The organism is Oerskovia sp. NPDC060287, assembly GCF_042726775.1.
Lineage (GTDB): Bacteria > Actinomycetota > Actinomycetes > Actinomycetales > Cellulomonadaceae > Oerskovia > Oerskovia merdavium.
In genome coordinates this window covers 31,837-47,933 of record NZ_JBHXBO010000003.1, presented here as the reverse complement: position 1 = coordinate 47,933, position 16,097 = coordinate 31,837, and the positions used below count along the sequence as shown (strand labels likewise).

General features: G+C 70.3%; 15 protein-coding genes and 1 tRNA gene. 15 read left to right on the top strand and 1 reads right to left on the bottom strand.

Features of this window, described 5'->3' with window-relative positions:
• The first annotated feature begins 166 nt into the window (after positions 1 to 166).
• The 13 genes from ACFWFR_RS00570 (at position 167) to ACFWFR_RS00510 (ending at position 12,430) form a co-directional block, all read left to right on the top strand.
• Positions 167 to 1,633, top strand: coding sequence for an MFS transporter (locus ACFWFR_RS00570; protein ID WP_377620471.1), 1,467 nt, complete (start codon positions 167 to 169; stop codon positions 1,631 to 1,633).
• An 86-nt stretch (positions 1,634 to 1,719) separates the two neighbouring features.
• Complete coding sequence (locus tag ACFWFR_RS00565; protein WP_377620469.1) at positions 1,720 to 2,721, top strand: aldo/keto reductase; 1,002 nt, start codon at positions 1,720 to 1,722, stop codon at positions 2,719 to 2,721.
• A 58-nt stretch (positions 2,722 to 2,779) separates the two neighbouring features.
• Entirely contained in the window at positions 2,780 to 4,129 is a 1,350-nt protein-coding gene (locus ACFWFR_RS00560) for a glutamate-5-semialdehyde dehydrogenase (protein ID WP_377620467.1), read from the top strand.
• Positions 4,130 to 4,242: 113 nt separating this feature from the next.
• Positions 4,243 to 4,398 (top strand): hypothetical protein, encoded by a 156-nt coding sequence (locus ACFWFR_RS00555; RefSeq protein WP_377620465.1) that lies wholly within the window; start codon positions 4,243 to 4,245, stop codon positions 4,396 to 4,398.
• 26 nt (positions 4,399 to 4,424) lie between these two features.
• On the top strand, positions 4,425 to 5,030 hold the full coding sequence (gene nadD / locus ACFWFR_RS00550; protein WP_056650547.1) for a nicotinate-nucleotide adenylyltransferase: 606 nt from the start codon (positions 4,425 to 4,427) through the stop codon (positions 5,028 to 5,030).
• The gene (locus ACFWFR_RS00545; protein WP_377620464.1) at positions 5,023 to 6,105 is read left to right on the top strand and encodes a hypothetical protein; all 1,083 of its coding nucleotides are present in this window, start codon (positions 5,023 to 5,025) and stop codon (positions 6,103 to 6,105) included. The genes nadD and ACFWFR_RS00545 overlap by 8 nt, the downstream gene beginning before the upstream one ends.
• Before the next feature lie 28 nt (positions 6,106 to 6,133).
• Positions 6,134 to 6,580, top strand: a complete 447-nt coding sequence (gene rsfS, locus ACFWFR_RS00540; RefSeq protein WP_377620462.1) for a ribosome silencing factor — start codon at positions 6,134 to 6,136, stop codon at positions 6,578 to 6,580.
• Positions 6,577 to 7,257: a histidine phosphatase family protein gene (locus tag ACFWFR_RS00535; RefSeq protein WP_377618875.1), complete on the top strand. Its 681-nt coding sequence runs from the start codon at positions 6,577 to 6,579 to the stop codon at positions 7,255 to 7,257. The genes rsfS and ACFWFR_RS00535 overlap by 4 nt, the downstream gene beginning before the upstream one ends.
• Before the next feature lie 59 nt (positions 7,258 to 7,316).
• A tRNA-Ala gene (locus ACFWFR_RS00530) sits at positions 7,317 to 7,389 on the top strand.
• A 308-nt stretch (positions 7,390 to 7,697) separates the two neighbouring features.
• Positions 7,698 to 9,083 carry an FAD-dependent oxidoreductase gene (locus tag ACFWFR_RS00525; protein ID WP_377620460.1) on the top strand — a complete coding sequence of 462 codons (1,386 nt, stop codon included), beginning with the start codon at positions 7,698 to 7,700 and terminating at the stop codon, positions 9,081 to 9,083.
• Between the two features lie 341 nt (positions 9,084 to 9,424).
• A complete protein-coding gene (locus tag ACFWFR_RS00520) occupies positions 9,425 to 9,739 on the top strand; it encodes an ankyrin repeat domain-containing protein (protein WP_377620459.1) in 315 nt (104 codons plus the stop codon).
• Positions 9,740 to 11,367: 1,628 nt separating this feature from the next.
• Entirely contained in the window at positions 11,368 to 11,769 is a 402-nt protein-coding gene (locus ACFWFR_RS00515; protein ID WP_377617314.1) for a CPCC family cysteine-rich protein, read from the top strand.
• Positions 11,770 to 11,950: 181 nt separating this feature from the next.
• Positions 11,951 to 12,430, top strand: coding sequence for an Imm1 family immunity protein (locus ACFWFR_RS00510; RefSeq protein ID WP_377620457.1), 480 nt, complete (start codon positions 11,951 to 11,953; stop codon positions 12,428 to 12,430).
• 237 nt (positions 12,431 to 12,667) lie between these two features.
• Here the strand turns inward: ACFWFR_RS00510 and ACFWFR_RS00505 are convergent, their stop codons facing one another.
• The gene (locus ACFWFR_RS00505) at positions 12,668 to 12,904 is read right to left on the bottom strand and encodes a hypothetical protein (RefSeq protein WP_377620455.1); all 237 of its coding nucleotides are present in this window, start codon (positions 12,902 to 12,904) and stop codon (positions 12,668 to 12,670) included.
• Positions 12,905 to 13,104: 200 nt separating this feature from the next.
• On the opposite strand from ACFWFR_RS00505, the gene ACFWFR_RS00500 reads away from it, so the two are divergent.
• Positions 13,105 to 14,667, top strand: coding sequence for a Re/Si-specific NAD(P)(+) transhydrogenase subunit alpha (locus ACFWFR_RS00500; protein ID WP_377620453.1), 1,563 nt, complete (start codon positions 13,105 to 13,107; stop codon positions 14,665 to 14,667).
• A 3-nt stretch (positions 14,668 to 14,670) separates the two neighbouring features.
• Positions 14,671 to 16,053 (top strand): Re/Si-specific NAD(P)(+) transhydrogenase subunit beta, encoded by a 1,383-nt coding sequence (pntB, locus tag ACFWFR_RS00495; RefSeq protein WP_068708453.1) that lies wholly within the window; start codon positions 14,671 to 14,673, stop codon positions 16,051 to 16,053.
• Positions 16,054 to 16,097 lie beyond the last annotated feature (44 nt).

Sequence of the window (16,097 nt, the reverse complement as noted above, 5' to 3'; positions counted from 1 at the left end):
GGTCCTGGGCGACCGCGCGGATGGCGCGGCCGAATTTGGTTCTGTTGATGACGATTTCGGTGGTGATCGCGAGCACGACGGCCGCGGCCCACCGCAGCCCCTGGTCCGCCCCGACCGTCGCGCCCGGCGGGCGTGCCCCGACGACCACCACGGAGCAGAGCACACCATGCCGAGACGGCTCGTTCCCGTCACCCCCGCCCGCACCCCGCTCCAGACCGGCGTCCTGGTCGTGTGTCTCGTCACGGGGTTCGCCACGCTCCTGGACTCCGCGGTGCTCACGGTCGCCGCCCCCGCACTGCGGGACGGGCTCGGGGCGAGCACGGCGCAGCTCCAGTGGATCCTCGCGGGCTACTCGTTGACGTTCGGGCTCGCGCTCGTCCCGGCGGGGAGGCTGGGCGACCGCTACGGACGCCCGTGGTTCCTCGTGGCCGGTCTCGTGCTGTTCGCCCTGACGAGCATCGTCGGGGCGAGCGCGCAGGATGCCGACGTGCTCGTCGTCGCGCGACTGGTGCAGGGGATCGGGGCGGGCACGGCCAACCCGCAGGTCATCGGGCTGCTCCAGGACCACTTCGAGGGTCCCGCCCGAGCACGCAGCCTCGGCGCCTACGCCTCGACCGGGGCGTTCGCGGCCGTGATCGCCCCGCTCGTCGGTGGGGTCGTGCTCGCTGTGGCGGGTCCCTCGGGCTGGCGCGTCTCGTTGCTCCTGACCCTCCCGTTCGCGCTCGTGGCCGCGGCGCTGTGCGTGCGCCTCGTGCCGCGCGCAGACCGTGCGGTCCGGGCCGCGCCCGGCCTCGACCCGGTGGGTCTCGCGCTCCTCTCGGTGACGGCGCTCGGTCTCCTCGTGCCGTTCGTCCTGGCCGGCCCGCTCGCCGCCCGCGCGCCCTGGGGCGCGGTCGTCGTCGTGGGCGCGGTGACGCTCGTGTGGTGGGAGCGGCGATACGCCCGCACGGGCCGGACGCCGGTGCTCTCGCCCGAGCTGCTCCGGGCGCCGGGCTTCGCGCTCGGCTGTCTCGTGGCGACGTTCACGTTCGGCTCGGCGCTCGGGTTCTCGGCCGTCCTCATGATCTATCTCCAGGAGGGGGCTGGGCTCACCGCGGTCCAGGCGGGGCTCGTCACGACCCCTGGCGCCCTCGCGTCGGTCGTCGCGGCCCACCTCTCGTGGCGGCTCGTGCGACGCTTCGGCCGCACGGGGGTCACCGCGGCGATCGGGGCCAAGATCCCGGTCGCGGTCGCGCTCCTACTGGCCGTGCTGCTCCTGCCTGACCGGTTCGTGGTGGTGAGCCTCGTCGTCGGGCAGGTGCTCACCGGTGTCACGGGTGGACTGACCATCTCCACCAACCAGGCCCTCACCCTCGACCGGGCACCGACCGGGCAGCACGGCGTCGCGGCCGGGATGCTCCAGGTCTCGCAGCGGCTCTCCGCGACCGTGTGCATCGCCGCGATGACCGGCGCGTTCGTCGGCGTCGCGGCCGGCCCCGCAGGGCACGGCGCGGCGCTCGCGGGCGCGGTCGTCGTGACCGCGCTCCTCGCCGTGGCGGCCACGGCGTGCTCGGTGCTCGACGACGTGCTCGCGCGCCGTCGTCGGGCCCGAGCAGGGAGCCCCGCTGCCGAGGCCGCTCTCCAGCCCGTGTGACCCTCTCGCGCGTCACACGTTCTCGAACGGTGGGAAGAACGGGCAGGGGCCTTGTCACCCGGCCCGCGGGGTGATCGCATGCGGGCATGAGCCTTCCCACCCGCACCCTCGGCGGCGCCGCCCCCGCCGGTCCGCTCACGGTCTCCGCGATCGGTTTCGGCGGCATGTCCGTCACGGACGCCTACGGACCGGCCGACGAGCGTGAGGCCACCGACACCCTGCACGCCGCGCTCGACGCCGGCGTCACGCTGTTCGACACGGCCGACGTCTACGGGCACGGTCGCAACGAGGAGCTGCTCGGGCGGGTCCTCGGGCCGCACCGGGACCGCGTGGTGATCGCGTCGAAGCTGGGCCTGCCCCCGGCCGGGGGCCACCCGGACGGGCGCCCAGTGGACGGTCGCCCTGCCTACGTGCGCCGCGCGATCGACGCGAGCCTGAGCCGCCTCGGCACGGACCGGCTCGACCTCTACTACCTGCACCGCGTCGACCCCCAGGTCCCGGTCGAGGACACGGTCGGGGCGCTCGCCGAGCTGGTCGACGCGGGCAAGGTGCTCCACGTCGGGCTCTCGGAGGCCTCGGTCGAGACGGTCCGGCGCGCGCACGCCGTGCACCCGGTGACGGCCGTCCAGAGCGAGTACTCGCTCTGGACGCGCGACCCCGAGGACGAGGTGCTGCCCGCCCTGACCGAGCTCGGGATCGGGTTCGTACCGTTCTCGCCCCTGGGGCGCGGCATCCTCACGGGGACGGTCGACCTGACCGAGGGCTTCGCCGCCGACGACGTCCGTCGCGCCCACGCGCGCTACCGCGGCGAGGACTTCGCGCACAACCGGGCGCTCGTCGCCCGGCTCGAGGAGGTCGCTGCAGGCCGCGGTGTCACGACGGCGCAGCTCGCCCTCGCGTGGATCCTCGCCCAGGGGGAGCACGTCGTCCCGATCCCTGGCACCAAGCGCACCGCCTACCTCGAGCAGAACGTGGCCGCGGCGCTCGTGGACCTGAGCGCGGACGAGGTCGAGTCCATCGGTGCGCTGTGGCCGCGCAGCGCGGTCCGTGGGCAGCGGCACCCTCAGATGGAGCTGCTCGGCGGATGAGCGCGTCAGTCCCCGGACGCCGCAGACAGGTCCGGTCCGTGCGACGTAGGCTCGTCGCATGACCGCGCTGATCCCCGACTCGGACCTCGACCAGACCGCGACCACCGCCACGGGCGCCCCGCAGGCGCCCGGCGCCCCGGCCCCCACGGTCGCGGAGGCCGTCGAGGCGACGGCCCGTCGCGCCAAGACGGCCTCGCGCACGCTCGCGACCGCCACGCGCGCGACCAAGGACGCCGCGCTGCTCGCGCTGGCCGACGCCCTGGTCGAGGCGACCGAGGAGATCGTCGCGGCCAACGCGCAGGACCTCGAGCGCGGCCGCGAGAACGGGACGTCCGCCGGTCTCCTCGACCGCCTCGCGCTGACCCCCGAGCGCATCGCCGCGATCGCCGACGCGCTGCGCGACCTCGCGTCGTTGCCGGACCCGGTCGGCGAGGTCGTGCGTGGCTCGACCCTGCCCAACGGTCTGCGCCTGCGTCAGGTCCGCGTGCCCATGGGCGTCGTCGGGATGATCTACGAGGCGCGCCCCAACGTGACCGTGGACGCGGCGGGCCTGGCGCTCAAGAGCGGCAACGCCGTGATCCTGCGCGGCGGCTCGGCCGCAGCGGCCTCGAACGAGGTCATCGTCGACGTGCTCGGGCGTGCGCTCGAGGCCCAGGGGCTGCCCGCAGACCTCGTCCAGTCCATCGACCGGCACGGGCGTCCGGGCGCCGTCGCGCTCATGCACGCGCGCGGTCTGGTCGACGTGCTGGTGCCGCGCGGGGGAGCGGACCTCATCCAGACCGTCGTGCGCGAGTCGACCGTCCCCGTGATCGAGACGGGCGTCGGCAACTGCCACGTGTACGTCGACGCCTCGGCGGACCAGGCGAGCGCGCTCGCGATCCTGCTCAACTCCAAGACGCAGCGCGTGGGGGTCTGCAACGCCGCCGAGACGCTGCTGGTCCACGCCGACGCAGCCCCTGAGTTCCTGCCCTCGGCGCTCGCCGCGCTCGACGGGGCCGGGGTCGTGCTGCACGGCGACGCGCGCACCGCGGAGCTCGCCCCCGCGGGCATCGAGATCCTGGCCGCGACCGAGGACGACTGGGCGCGCGAGTACCTCGCCCCGGAGATCGCTGTGCGCGTCGTCCCGGACCTCGACGCGGCGCTCGAGCACATCCGCACCTGGACGTCGGGGCACACCGAGGCCATCGTCACGCGCGACCTGGCCTCGTCCGAGCGCTTCGTCGCCGAGCTCGACTCGGCCGCGATCATGGTCAACGCCTCGACCCGTTTCACCGACGGGGCCCAGTTCGGGCTCGGGGCCGAGATCGGGATCTCGACCCAGAAGCTCCACGCGCGCGGGCCCATGGGCCTGGCCGAGCTCACGACGACCAAGTGGGTCGTCCACGGCGACGGTCACGTGCGTCCCTGATCACAGGCTGCCCTGCGTCCAGCACGACCGTGAGAGACTGGACGACGATCGGCGCCCGGCGCCGGTCATCCATTGATCCACGCACCACGCACCAGAACTAGTAGGAGGACATCGTGCTCGCTGCTGCCGCACAGGTTGCCCAGGAGAACGCCGAGGCCGTCACCCACCTTCCGATCCCGCCGATCGGGTTCGGCATCGTCGGGTTCGGCGTGCTCGTCGGTCTCCTCCTCGTGACCTACGCCTTCCGTAGCGTCGGTACCCGCCACTGACCCGGTCGCTGGTGGACCCGTCGGACATGACGTCGAGCAGGCCCCGGCTCGGGGTGATGGGTGGCACGTTCGACCCCATCCACCACGGTCACCTCGTCGCGGCGAGCGAGGCAGCAGCCCGTTTCGGTCTCGACGAGGTCGTCTTCGTCCCCACGGGCAAGCCCAGCTTCAAGCAGCACCAGAAGGTCACGGCTCCCGAGCACCGCTACCTGATGACGGTCATCGCGACGGCCTCGAACCCGCGGTTCACGGTCAGCCGGGTGGACGTCGACCGACCGGGGCTCACCTACACGGTCGACACGCTGCGCGACCTGCGCGCGCAGCGCCCGGACGCGGACCTCTTCTTCATCTCGGGAGCGGACGCGATCGAGCAGATGCTGACCTGGAAGGATGCCGACGACCTGTGGAAGATGGCACACTTCGTGGCGGTCTCCCGTCCGGGTCATCAGCTCAGCGTCGAGGGACTGCCGCCGGGGGTCGTCTCCACGCTGGAGATCCCCGCGCTCGCCATCTCGTCGACCGACTGTCGGCAGCGGGCGGAGGCCGGCCAGCCGGTCTGGTATCTGGTACCGGACGGTGTCGTCCAGTACATCGCGAAGCACGGTCTGTATAGAGGTCAGCACCATGAGTGATCAGCACGGGGGCAGCATGCAGCCCGTCCGTCCCTTGACGCGCCGAGAGATCCGCGAGCGCGAGGCAGCTGCGGCCGAGCAGGCCGCCGGCTCCACCGCGCCCGCCTCGGGCGGGTTCCCGCCGCCGGCGCCCACTCCCGCTCCCGCGCCGGCGCCGGCGGTCCCCGCCGCTCCGGCAGGACCGCCGCCCTCGCGCCGTTCGATGCGTGAGCCCGTCGGCCCGACCGCGGGGGACGGCTTCGCGAGCCCGGCCCCGGTCGTGCGCCCGCCGTCCATGACGGGTGGCATGCGAGGGGTCGACCAGACGGGTCGGCTCACGCCGATCCAGGAGACCGTCGAGCACGTCGCGATCCGGCCGAACCAGGGCCCCCCGGCAGGGATGACGCCCCCGGTCCGTCAGAGCATGCGCGCTCCGTCGACAGCGCCGTCGCCGTTCGAGACCCCGGCCTCACGGCCCACGCCGGCTCCCCAGGCTGCACCGCCCGCAGCGCCTGCTCCTTCTCCTTCTCCTTCTCCGTTCCCGCCGTCCCAGGCTGCGGCCCCGGCCCGCGAGTCCATGTCCTCGCGCATCCAGCCTTCGGAGACGCCGCGGGCTGCGGCGACGCCTGCGCCGGCACAGCCCACGCTGCCCTGGCAGCAGGCGACCGCACCTGCCGCGCCCGCCCCGGTGCAGACCCAGGCTCCGGCTCAGGCAGCCGACGCGCCTCCGGCACTTCCCTGGGAGACCGTGACCACGGGGTCTGCAGCGGGGGCGGCGGCGGCTCCTCCTTCTCCGTTCGGTGCGCCGACGGCCGCGCACGAGGAGCAGAGCGGCTCGCCGTTCCCCGTCGCAGGTGGTGCACGCCCCGGCGCTTCCGGTCGTCGCGCGGCGGACGACGAGCTCGACGAGGACGAACGTCCCCCGGGCCACGCCTACACCTGGCTCCACTACCTGATCCTCATCGCCGTCGCGTTCGTGCTCGGCCTGCTGATCTGGCAGATGCTCCTCAACGGCAGCGCTGCAGGGGCTGCAGCCGCTGCGCCGCGCGAGATCGCGGCGAGCGCCACCCACCCATACGTCGGCCTGTCCTCCTGACAGGCCTCGGAACACACAACGGAGAGTCGTGACTGCAACGGAACGCGCTGTCGAGCTTGCGGTGATTGCGGCTCGCGCCGCATCGGACCGCAAGGCCGAAGAGATCATCGCCCTGGACGTCAGTGAGCAGCTCGTGCTGACGGACGTCTTCCTCATCGCCTCGGGAACGAGCGAGCGGCAGGTGTCCGCGATCGTGGACGCGGTCGAGGAAGAGCTGCACAAGGTCGGCGTCAAGCCGATCCGTCGCGAGGGCAAGGCGGAGGCCCGTTGGGTCCTGCTGGACTTCGGCGACATCGTCGTGCACGTCCAGCACGCCGAGGACCGGGTCTACTACGCGCTCGAGCGCCTCTGGAAGGACTGCCCTGTCATCGAGCTGCCCGAGGACGCGCGTGGCGGAGACGGGTCGTCGAGCACCGACGTCACCGACGCCGCGGACGACGGCGCCATCTACCTCGCGGAGGACTCGCAGGCGTGAGCGCGCGCACCGTCGTCTTCCTGCGCCACGGGCGCACCGAGTACAACGCGGCCATGCGCCTCCAGGGGCAGGTCGACATCCCGCTGGACGCCGTCGGGCACTGGCAGGCCGAGCAGGGGGCCCGGTCGCTCGCGGCCGCGCACTCCCCGACGCTCGTCGTCGCGTCGGACCTGACGCGTGCGGCCGAGACGGCCGGGTACTACGGGAAGGCGACGGGCATGCCCGTCTCCCTCGACGAGCGTCTGCGCGAGCGCGGGTTCGGCGAGTGGGAGGGCATGACGGGCGAGGAGCTCTCCGAGCGCTGGCCCGACGAGTACGCGGCGTGGCGCCGTGGCGAGGAGCCCGCTCGTGCGGGCGCCGAGTCGCGGGCCGACGTCGCGGCGCGCATGGTCGCGGCCGTCACCGAGCACGCCGACGCACTGGACGAGAAGGACACGCTCGTCGTCGTCTCGCACGGTGCGGCGATCACGTTGGCCATCACGGCCATGCTCGGTCTGGACCCGACGGGCTGGCGGGGGATCTCGGGACTGAACAACGTCCACTGGTCCCAGCTGCAGCGTTCGGGAGCGAACGCGTACCCCTCGTGGAGGCTCGTCGCGCACAACGTCGGAGCCGACTTCTCGCTCGACGAGTGGAGCTCTGGACCCGATTGGATTTTCCAGCCGACTTCGGCATAAACTAGCGATGCTTCCGAGGGGGAAAACCTCAAGGAAGTGCGGGACCAGCAATGGTTCTCGGGGCTGTGGCGCAGCTGGTAGCGCACCTGCATGGCATGCAGGGGGTCAGGGGTTCGAGTCCCCTCAGCTCCACCCGACACGAAGGCCGTCTCCCTCACGGGAGGCGGCCTTCGTCGTTTCCCGGGTCTTTTCTGCGGAGCAGGCGGCCTCTTGTGTCGCGCGTCACAGGGGCCTGGCCGATCCTCTTTCGGGAAGGTCCCGGGGGTCGTTCTTCTTTCCAGGCGCTGATGCCGGCGGATCGCACCGAGGTCGTAGGGTGACCCCGATCACTGTCTGCGGCTGTGCCGCGGGGTCGTCCCTGGTTGACTGGTCGCGACGGGGTCCACGACGCGGCGCGTCGCAGCCTCGTCCCGTGCCCGCACCGTCGAAGGAGACAGACCATGGACGCCTTGCACGTCGACCTTCTGGTCATCGGGTTCGGGAAGGGTGGCAAGACCATCGCTGCGGCGATGGGACGCCGTGGCCAGCGGGTCGTGATGGTCGAGCAGTCCGACCAGATGTACGGCGGGACGTGCATCAACATCGGGTGCGTGCCGACCAAGGCGCTCGTCCACGACGCCGAGTCGCGTCGACCGGGCGACGCTCCGAAGCACTGGTACGCGCGAGCAGTCACCCGCAAGACCGACCTGACCGCGCTGTTGCGGGGCAAGAACTTCGACATGCTCGACGTGATCGACTCCGTGACCGTCGTGACGGGGCGGGCGACGTTCGCCGGGCCGCGCGAGGTCGAGGTCCGGGCGGGAACCGACCTCCTGCGGATCCGCGCGGAGACGGTGGTGATCGACACGGGCTCGGAGCCCGTGATCCCCGAGATCCCGGGCGTGCACGACAACCCGCGCGTGACGACGAGCACGACGCTCATCGCGACCGAGGATCTCCCGGCGCGGCTCGTCGTCATCGGCGGCGGGTACGTGGGGATCGAGCTGGCGGGCATGTATGCACAGTTCGGGTCGCAGGTCACGGTCCTCGAGTCCGCGGAGCGGGTCTTCGGCCGGGAGGACGACGACGTCGCGGCCGCCGCACGCGAGATCCTCGAGCGGCAGGGGGTCACGTTCCTCACCGGGGTGCGCGCGACCTCGATCCGGGACGCCGACGACGGCGCGACTGTGTCGTACGAGGGTAGGGGGCCGGGGGGCGCCGGCGGGGGCGCGGTGACGGGCGACCTGGTCCTGCTGGCCGCGGGGCGGCGGCCCGTCACGGCCGGGCTGGGGCTCGACGTCGCCGGGATCCGCACCACGGACCGGGGCGCGATCGAGGTCGACGAGCACCTGCGGACGAGCGTCCCCGGGGTGTACGCCGTCGGCGACGTCAACGGCGGACCGCAGTTCACGTACATCTCCCTCGACGACTCGCGGATCGTGCTCGACCAGCTCGTGGGATCGGGGGAGCGGTCTACCGCGGACCGGGTCGCGGTGCCGTACACGGTGTTCGTCTCGCCGCCCCTCGCGCGCGTGGGCCTCACCGAGCGGGAAGCGCGTGCAGCAGGCCACGACGTGCTCGTGGCGAGCAAGGCGGTCGCCGCCCTCGCCGCGATGCCGCGGGCGCGGATCGTCGAGCAGACCGACGGCCTCATGAAGTTCGTCGTGGACGCAGGGAGCGGTCTCGTGCTGGGCACCGCGCTCCTGTGCGTGGACTCCCAGGAGCTGATCAACACGGTCGCGCTCGCGATGAGGCACGGCATCAGCGCCACAGGGCTGCGCGACGCGATCTATACCCACCCGTCCTCGACCGAGGGGTTCAACGAGGTGCTGGCGGCGCTCGTCTGAGGGCGAGCCTCGAAGAGTTGGGTACCGGGGATCTCCCTGGTGGATTCTCCCTCGAGGTCGACACGCGACGTGTTCGGTCTCAGACGGACTGGACGTCAGGGTCTGGGCGCCCCTTGGGCGAGCGGTCGCTGGAAGTGTTCGACGCGGTGAGGGTGTGGGAGTCGGACACTGTCGGCAGCGCGAACTCCAGCATCTCGCGTGTGTCGGCGTCGTCGAAAAGGGAGAGACTGACCTGCCACACTGACCTCGGCGATCACGATCTGGCCGGTTAGGCGTGGATGCATCGTGCGTTGGCGACGGCCGCGTGCGGTGTGACACGAGAGTGAACAGGGGGGTGCAGGATGACACCGGCGCATGAGGCGGTCGAGCACGGGGACCTTCTCCGCCTTCGAGACCTGTTGGACGGTGGGGTCGACGTCGAGGAGATCGAAGGTGGCCTGACGCTGCTGCAGCATGCGATCGACGTCGAGCTGGACGAACATGTCCAAAGCGGAGAGCCGCTACAGGTCAACGTCACGGCCTACCTGCTCGCTCGGGGCGCCGATCCACTCGCCTCGTCCCTTGCACCTGGTGGATCGGCACTTCACATGGCGCGACTGGGTGGACACTGGCTCGCGGTTGCGCTGATCGAGTCGACCGCGAAGCGCCGACACTGACGAGTGTCTCCGACGATGTGGCGGCAGGTTCTCAGCTGCTGAGTCCGCCCAATCAGGGAACGGGGGATAACGGAGTTCGCGATTGCGAGTGGCGGTGCCTGGCGATTCCAGCAAGTTCGCCCGGCGCTCGACCCATTGTTCCCATCTGGGTTCCGACCTGGAGGGCTCGCTGAAACTGCGAGCGGGTGCGATGTGGCTCCTGGTGAATACTCTCATGTCGGGGTGAGTGTTGCGGTGCCGACCCTGCGAGACGCGTCGCTCAGGTGCTCGTCAATGAACGCGCGGATGGGTCGCCTTGCGTGATTGTTGCTGTTACGCCACGTGAGTTTGAGAGGGAGGAGGATCTGGTCATGGCAGAAGTCGGCCACGGGGAGTGGGTGGACTGGGCGGTCCGATCTTCCCTGAATGTGCTCATCTCCGAGCTAGGGGGCGTCTCCTCGGACCTCAGCCCTGATTCGTCTCGAGGCGACGGCCTTGGATAAGCGTCGCTCGGAGGCGCTCGCAGTGTTAGCGGGCATGCAGGCCGACCAGGTGTACCCTGTCATGACGTTGGCGCTCGTTCCGGTCGTCACGCGGGAAGGCCGGCGGGCTTGGTGGGGATGTCGAAGACCTCACAACCCGCAGGGCCTCGTATGCCACGCCAGTGCGGCAAGAAGGCGCGACATAAATCGATGTATCAATTGATGGTAATTGCCGTGAGCTCGCACCCACGAAGGCTGGTAGACGCCAGGCTTTGTCAGTGAGATGTGCAGCAAGTGGGAACTCTTCAACCTGCGAAATCCGAGTCGTGAGAAGTTGGATTTCTACGTCGGTAATGGTGACGGCCGTCTCTATGTGGAGTTTGATCTGTGGGAGGATCTCTTAAATTGGTACGCCGACGGCGTGGCCAAGACTCTCTTCGTTGACCGTGCCCGTCCCAACGTGATTGTATCCTGGACGGCTTCAGGGCGAGATCCGGACCTTTCTTCGATGGTGGCGATCACTGAGACTCTGGTTGATGACCCCGCTTTCGTCATATATGACGAGGCAGGGGGTGTGCGCAATTCATGGTGAGGCTGCCAGCCCCTGGACAAGCCGGACACGCGTCCGCCTGTGTCGGGGACTCGTGCTGCGCCTCGACTCGTCCGTGGCAGCGCTCTTCGCGCAGGCACGACGAGGTCGTGCTCATCCTTCTCGTGGCCGGGGGCGTTACGCTGCTGCGGTGCCGGGGCTCAGGCTTCTGCCGCTCGTTCGCCGACGGCAGGTCCCGGTCGCCCGAGCATTGGGGTGCTGCGCCCGGTCCTCGTCTGCCGGCGCCAGCGCGGAGAGCGCCTGGTGGCCCTGACCGCGACAGGGGCTATCGTCGACCGTCGACGGGACTGATCTCAGCAACAGGATCCATGCGTGCGCGTATAGCCTCACCGTCATCAGCGACCCACTCGTACCGTGTCCTCGCGGGATCGACGCCAGTACTTGTCCTCAATTGCGACGAGTGGACAAGTGTGGCGAATCTCGAAGTGCACTAGGGGAAGCATGGGCCGGAAATGGGGCTTGGCTCTCAGGTCGATTCTCGTGAGGTAGAAGGATCTCATGTGTGACTGTGTTGGAGCGCTCCCAGGACCTGCTGCCACACCGAATGGAGTGATGGAATGATTGTCAAGTCCGCTCGTGATGAGAAGTTCCCCTGCCCGTGCTGCGGGTATCGAGTCTTCGATAGCGGGCCGGGATCCCAGTTGATCTGCCCGGTTTGCTTCTGGGAAGATGATGAAACACAGCTCCGCTGGCCGCTACTTGAAGGCTGTTCGAATAAGGTCTCGTTGGTGGAGGCTCAGGCGAACTATCAGCTTCTTGAGGCCTCGGAGGAGAGATTTCTGACTAAAGTTAGAGGTGCTGAGGAGTGCGAGTTTCGTTCTCCGTGCTGGCGGGTCATCGATATGTCTCGGGACGTCTTCGAAGCGACGCTTGAAAGCTGGCGCCCCTGGCCGGAGGACCGAGTTGTTCTCTACTGGTGGACCCCTCAATTCTGGAATTTGCATCCTCGGCTTGGCTGATTGCAGGGTGGAATTGTAAGGTGTGGCGAACTGACTCCTCGGGCTGACGTCCCGCAGGTATTTGGCGAGTGTGGGGTAGAGGAGTGGGCTCGTGATCTACCTGCTGTGTGGCGAGGTCTGGCACTCGGCTGTGATGTCAAGTGATCGGCAGCGGTTGGCTGATGTTGCTTTGGCGCACGTAATGAGGCCGCCCGTTCGTCGTGGTGGAGGGTTCGAGCTGTGGTCCGACGCGTGGCTGTGGGTGGCAGCGGCCCCCTCACCAGGGTCGCTGGCCGACTCCCCGGAGATGCCCCTCGGAGTCGATCTCGGTCTGCTGCGCGTGGGCGCCAACTGCGAGACGGCGTCGGGCGGGGTCGTGTGGATGGCCGGCACGGCGCACGAGCGGCACGGCGCCACGGCAGGTCAGGTCTGGGTGTCGGGCGGTGGTGCGCAGGGTCCTGTGCGTGCGGACGTCGTGGCGGACCCGCACGTCCCGACGTTCTTCTCCGAACGAAGCACCCTGCCGATCAGCCAGGTGCGGGAGGTACTGAACGAATTCGTCACGGAGGACTCCGGGGAACGCCCGCGGTCTGTCTCGTGGGTGGCTGGACGGCTCGACGGAAGCCGGATGGACGAGTCCCGACCGCAGACCTCGTTCGCCAGCGACGACCCGTGGGGGTGATGTCGTGCTGATCAAACGCTCTGGCGGCGTCGCGGCGCCGCCGCAGGTCTCGGCGTCGGCGCGATTGCCTCGTGGGTGCTCGTACCGGCCCGCGGTGGACGAGCCGGACAGGTCCGCCTGTCGAGGACTTGTGATGCGCCTCGTCGCGTCCGCGGTAGCGCTCTTCGCACAGGCACGACGAGGTCGTGCTTACCCTCTCTTGGCCAGGACCGTGACGCTACGTCGGTAGCGGGTAGATCACCGCCGCTCGTTGCCTCGACGGTAGTTCCCGGTCGCCCGCGCCAGCAGGTGCTGCGCCCGGTCCTCGTCGGCGGTCTCAAGAGCTGCGATCAGCCGTGCCGCCCGGGCGCCGGAGATCGTCGCGACGAGCCGCCCGCCCCGGTAAGCGAGGACGGTCCCGGACGCCGTGACGCGGTGGTCGAACGGGTCCTCGACGAGGCGCCCGCGTGCGTCGGGAGGGCCGGATCTGCTCATGCGGCGACCGTAGCCAAGGGCGCACAGACCACGCCAGGCGATTGACGCCGTCGGGCAGGGGCAGGGGCAGCGGGCGCGGTGGCACCCGCCTCGCGTACCGGACCCTCATTCGCATGGACGACATCCGTCCACGATGCGTGCTTTGCGGCGGATCCTTTGCCGTACCGATACCGTGCAGCCATCCGAGCAAGGAGGTCAGCATGCGCATCGGCGTGCCCAGAGAGACCCGTCCCGGCGAGCGGCTCGTCGCCGCGACGCCCCGGACCGTGGCCCAGCTCGTGGGCCTGGGGTACGACGTCGTGGTCGAGTGCGGCGCCGGTGAGCGCGCGAGCTACCCCGACGACGCGTACGTGGAGGCGGGCGCGAGCCTGGGTGACGCGGCGCAGGCGTGGGGAGCCGACGTCGTCACGGCCGTCAACAGCCCGTCGGCCGAGCAGGTCGCGTCGCTGTCGGAGGGTGCGACCCTGATCGCGATGCTGGCCCCCGGCTCGAACGAGGCGCTCGTCCAGCAGCTCGCGGACCACGGTGTCACGGCCCTGGCGCTCGACGCGGTGCCGCGCATCTCGCGCGCGCAGTCGCTCGACGTGCTCAGCGCGATGTCGAACGTCGCGGGGTACCGTGCCGTGGTCGAGTCCGCGGAGGAGTACGGCGGCATGTTCGCCGGCCAGGTGACGGCCGCCGGCAAGACGGCCCCGGCGTCGGTGTTCGTGATCGGTGCGGGCGTCGCGGGTCTCGCCGCGATCGGCACGGCCGCGAGCCTGGGCGCGCAGGTGCGTGCGTTCGACGTGCGTCCCGAGGTCGGTGAGCAGATCGAGTCGATGGGCGCCGAGTTCGTCCAGGCCGAGGGCGCGCGCCAGGAGGTCAGCACCGACGGCTACGCGAGCGCGCTGACGGCTGAGCAGGAGCGCCTCACCGCCGAGATGTACGCGGCGGAGAGCGCGCGCGCCGACATCGTCATCACCACGGCGCTCGTGCGGGGACGCGCCCCGCGCACCATCAGCGCCGAGATGGTCGCCGCGATGCGGCCCGGCAGCGTGATCGTGGACCTCGCGGCCTCGGGCGGCGGGAACTGCGAGCTCACGGTGCCGGGGGAGCGCGTCGTCACGGACAACGGCGTCGTGATCCTGGGCTACACGGACCTCACGAGCCGCATGCCCAAGCACACGTCGCAGCTCGTGGGCACGAACATCGTCAACCTGCTCAAGCTCCTGACCCCCGGCAAGGACGGACAGGTCGTGCTCGACCTGGACGACGAGGTGCTGCGCGGCATGACGGTCGCGCGCGCGCGCGAGGTCCTGTGGCCGCCGCCCCCGGTCGCCGTCTCGGCCGCGGCCCCCGCGGCCCCGGCAGCGCCCGTGGTCGACGAGGCCCAGGCCGCGCTCGACGCCGCGACGGCCCTCGACGAGGCCCGACGGCGCGGCACCCGCCGGGCGGTCGGGTACGCCCTGGCCGCGGTGCTGGCCGCGCTGGCCATCACGTTCTCGCCGCCCGCGTTCGTGGGGCACTTCACGGTGTTCGCGCTCGCGGTCGTCGTGGGCTACTACGTGATCTCCAACGTGAGCCACTCGCTGCACACCCCTCTCATGGCCCAGACGAACGCGATCTCCGGGATCATCCTGGTCGGCGCGCTCCTGCAGATCGGCGACTCGAGCTGGGTGGTCACCACGATCGCCTTCGTCGCGGCCGCCCTGGCCTCCGTCAACATCTTCGGTGGGTTCCTCGTGGCCTACCGCATGATCGGCATGTTCCGGAAGGAGGCCTGACCCGTGCTGACCTCCCTGGTCCAGGCTGCTTACGTCATCGCAGCTGTCCTGTTCATCCTCAGCCTCGCGGGCCTGTCCAAGCAGGAGACGGCCCGGCGCGGCAGCCTGCTCGGCATGACGGGCATGGGGCTCGCCCTCGTGGCCACGGTCGCGCTCGCGCTGCAGGACAGCGAGCGTCCCGTCATGGTGACGCTGCTGCTCATCTGCATGGTGTTCGTGATCGGCGCGGTCGTCGGGACGTGGCGTGCGCGCAGCGTCGAGATGACGCAGATGCCGGAGATGATCGCGCTCCTGCACAGCTTCGTGGGCCTCGCCGCGGTCCTCGTCGGGTTCAACTCGTACCTGACCGAGCAGGGCGACGTGGTGCACCTGGTCGAGGTCTTCCTCGGGGTGCTGATCGGCGCCGTGACGTTCACGGGCTCGATCGTGGCCTACCTCAAGCTGTCGGCGCGCATCCGCTCCAACCCGCTCATGCTGCCGGGGCGCAACTGGTGGAACCTCGGGGCGCTCGTCGCCTCGGGCGGCCTCATGGCCTGGTTCATCGCGGGCCACGGGCTGCTGCCGCTCATCCTCATGACGGTCGTCGCGCTCGCGCTCGGCTGGCACCTGGTCGCCTCGATCGGTGGCGGCGACATGCCTGTCGTCGTCTCGATGCTCAACTCGTACTCCGGGTGGGCCGCGGCCGCGGCGGGCTTCATGCTCAGCAACGACCTGCTCATCATCACGGGAGCCCTGGTGGGCTCCTCGGGTGCGATCCTCAGCTACATCATGTGCAAGGCCATGAACCGGTCGTTCATCAGCGTGATCCTGGGCGGGTTCGGGGCCGAGGGCGGCACGGTCGTGGCCTCCGACCAGGACTACGGCGAGCACCACGAGATCCAGGCGGCCGAGGTCGCGGACCTGCTCAAGCACGCCCGCTCGGTCGTGGTCACGCCCGGCTACGGCATGGCGGTCGCCAAGGCGCAGTATCCGGTCGCGGACCTGGTGCGCCGACTGCGCGAGCGAGGGGTCGACGTCCGGTTCGGCGTGCACCCCGTCGCGGGGCGCCTGCCGGGGCACATGAACGTGCTGCTCGCCGAGGCCAAGGTGCCCTACGACATCGTCCTCGAGATGGACGAGATCAACGGTGACCTGCCGGACACCGACGTCGTGCTGGTCATCGGCGCCAACGACACGGTCAACCCGGCGGCGCTCGACGACCCGGGATCGCCCATCGCGGGCATGCCCGTGCTCGAGGTCTGGAACGCGAAGCAGGTGATCGTGTTCAAGCGGTCGATGGCCACGGGGTACGCGGGGGTCCAGAACCCGCTGTTCTTCAAGGACAACACCGCGATGCTCTTCGGAGACGCCAAGGACCAGGTGGAGAACATCATCCAGGCGCTCTGAGGCCCGGCGCGGGTGGAGCGACCCGCGCGAGGTGAGGGGAGCGA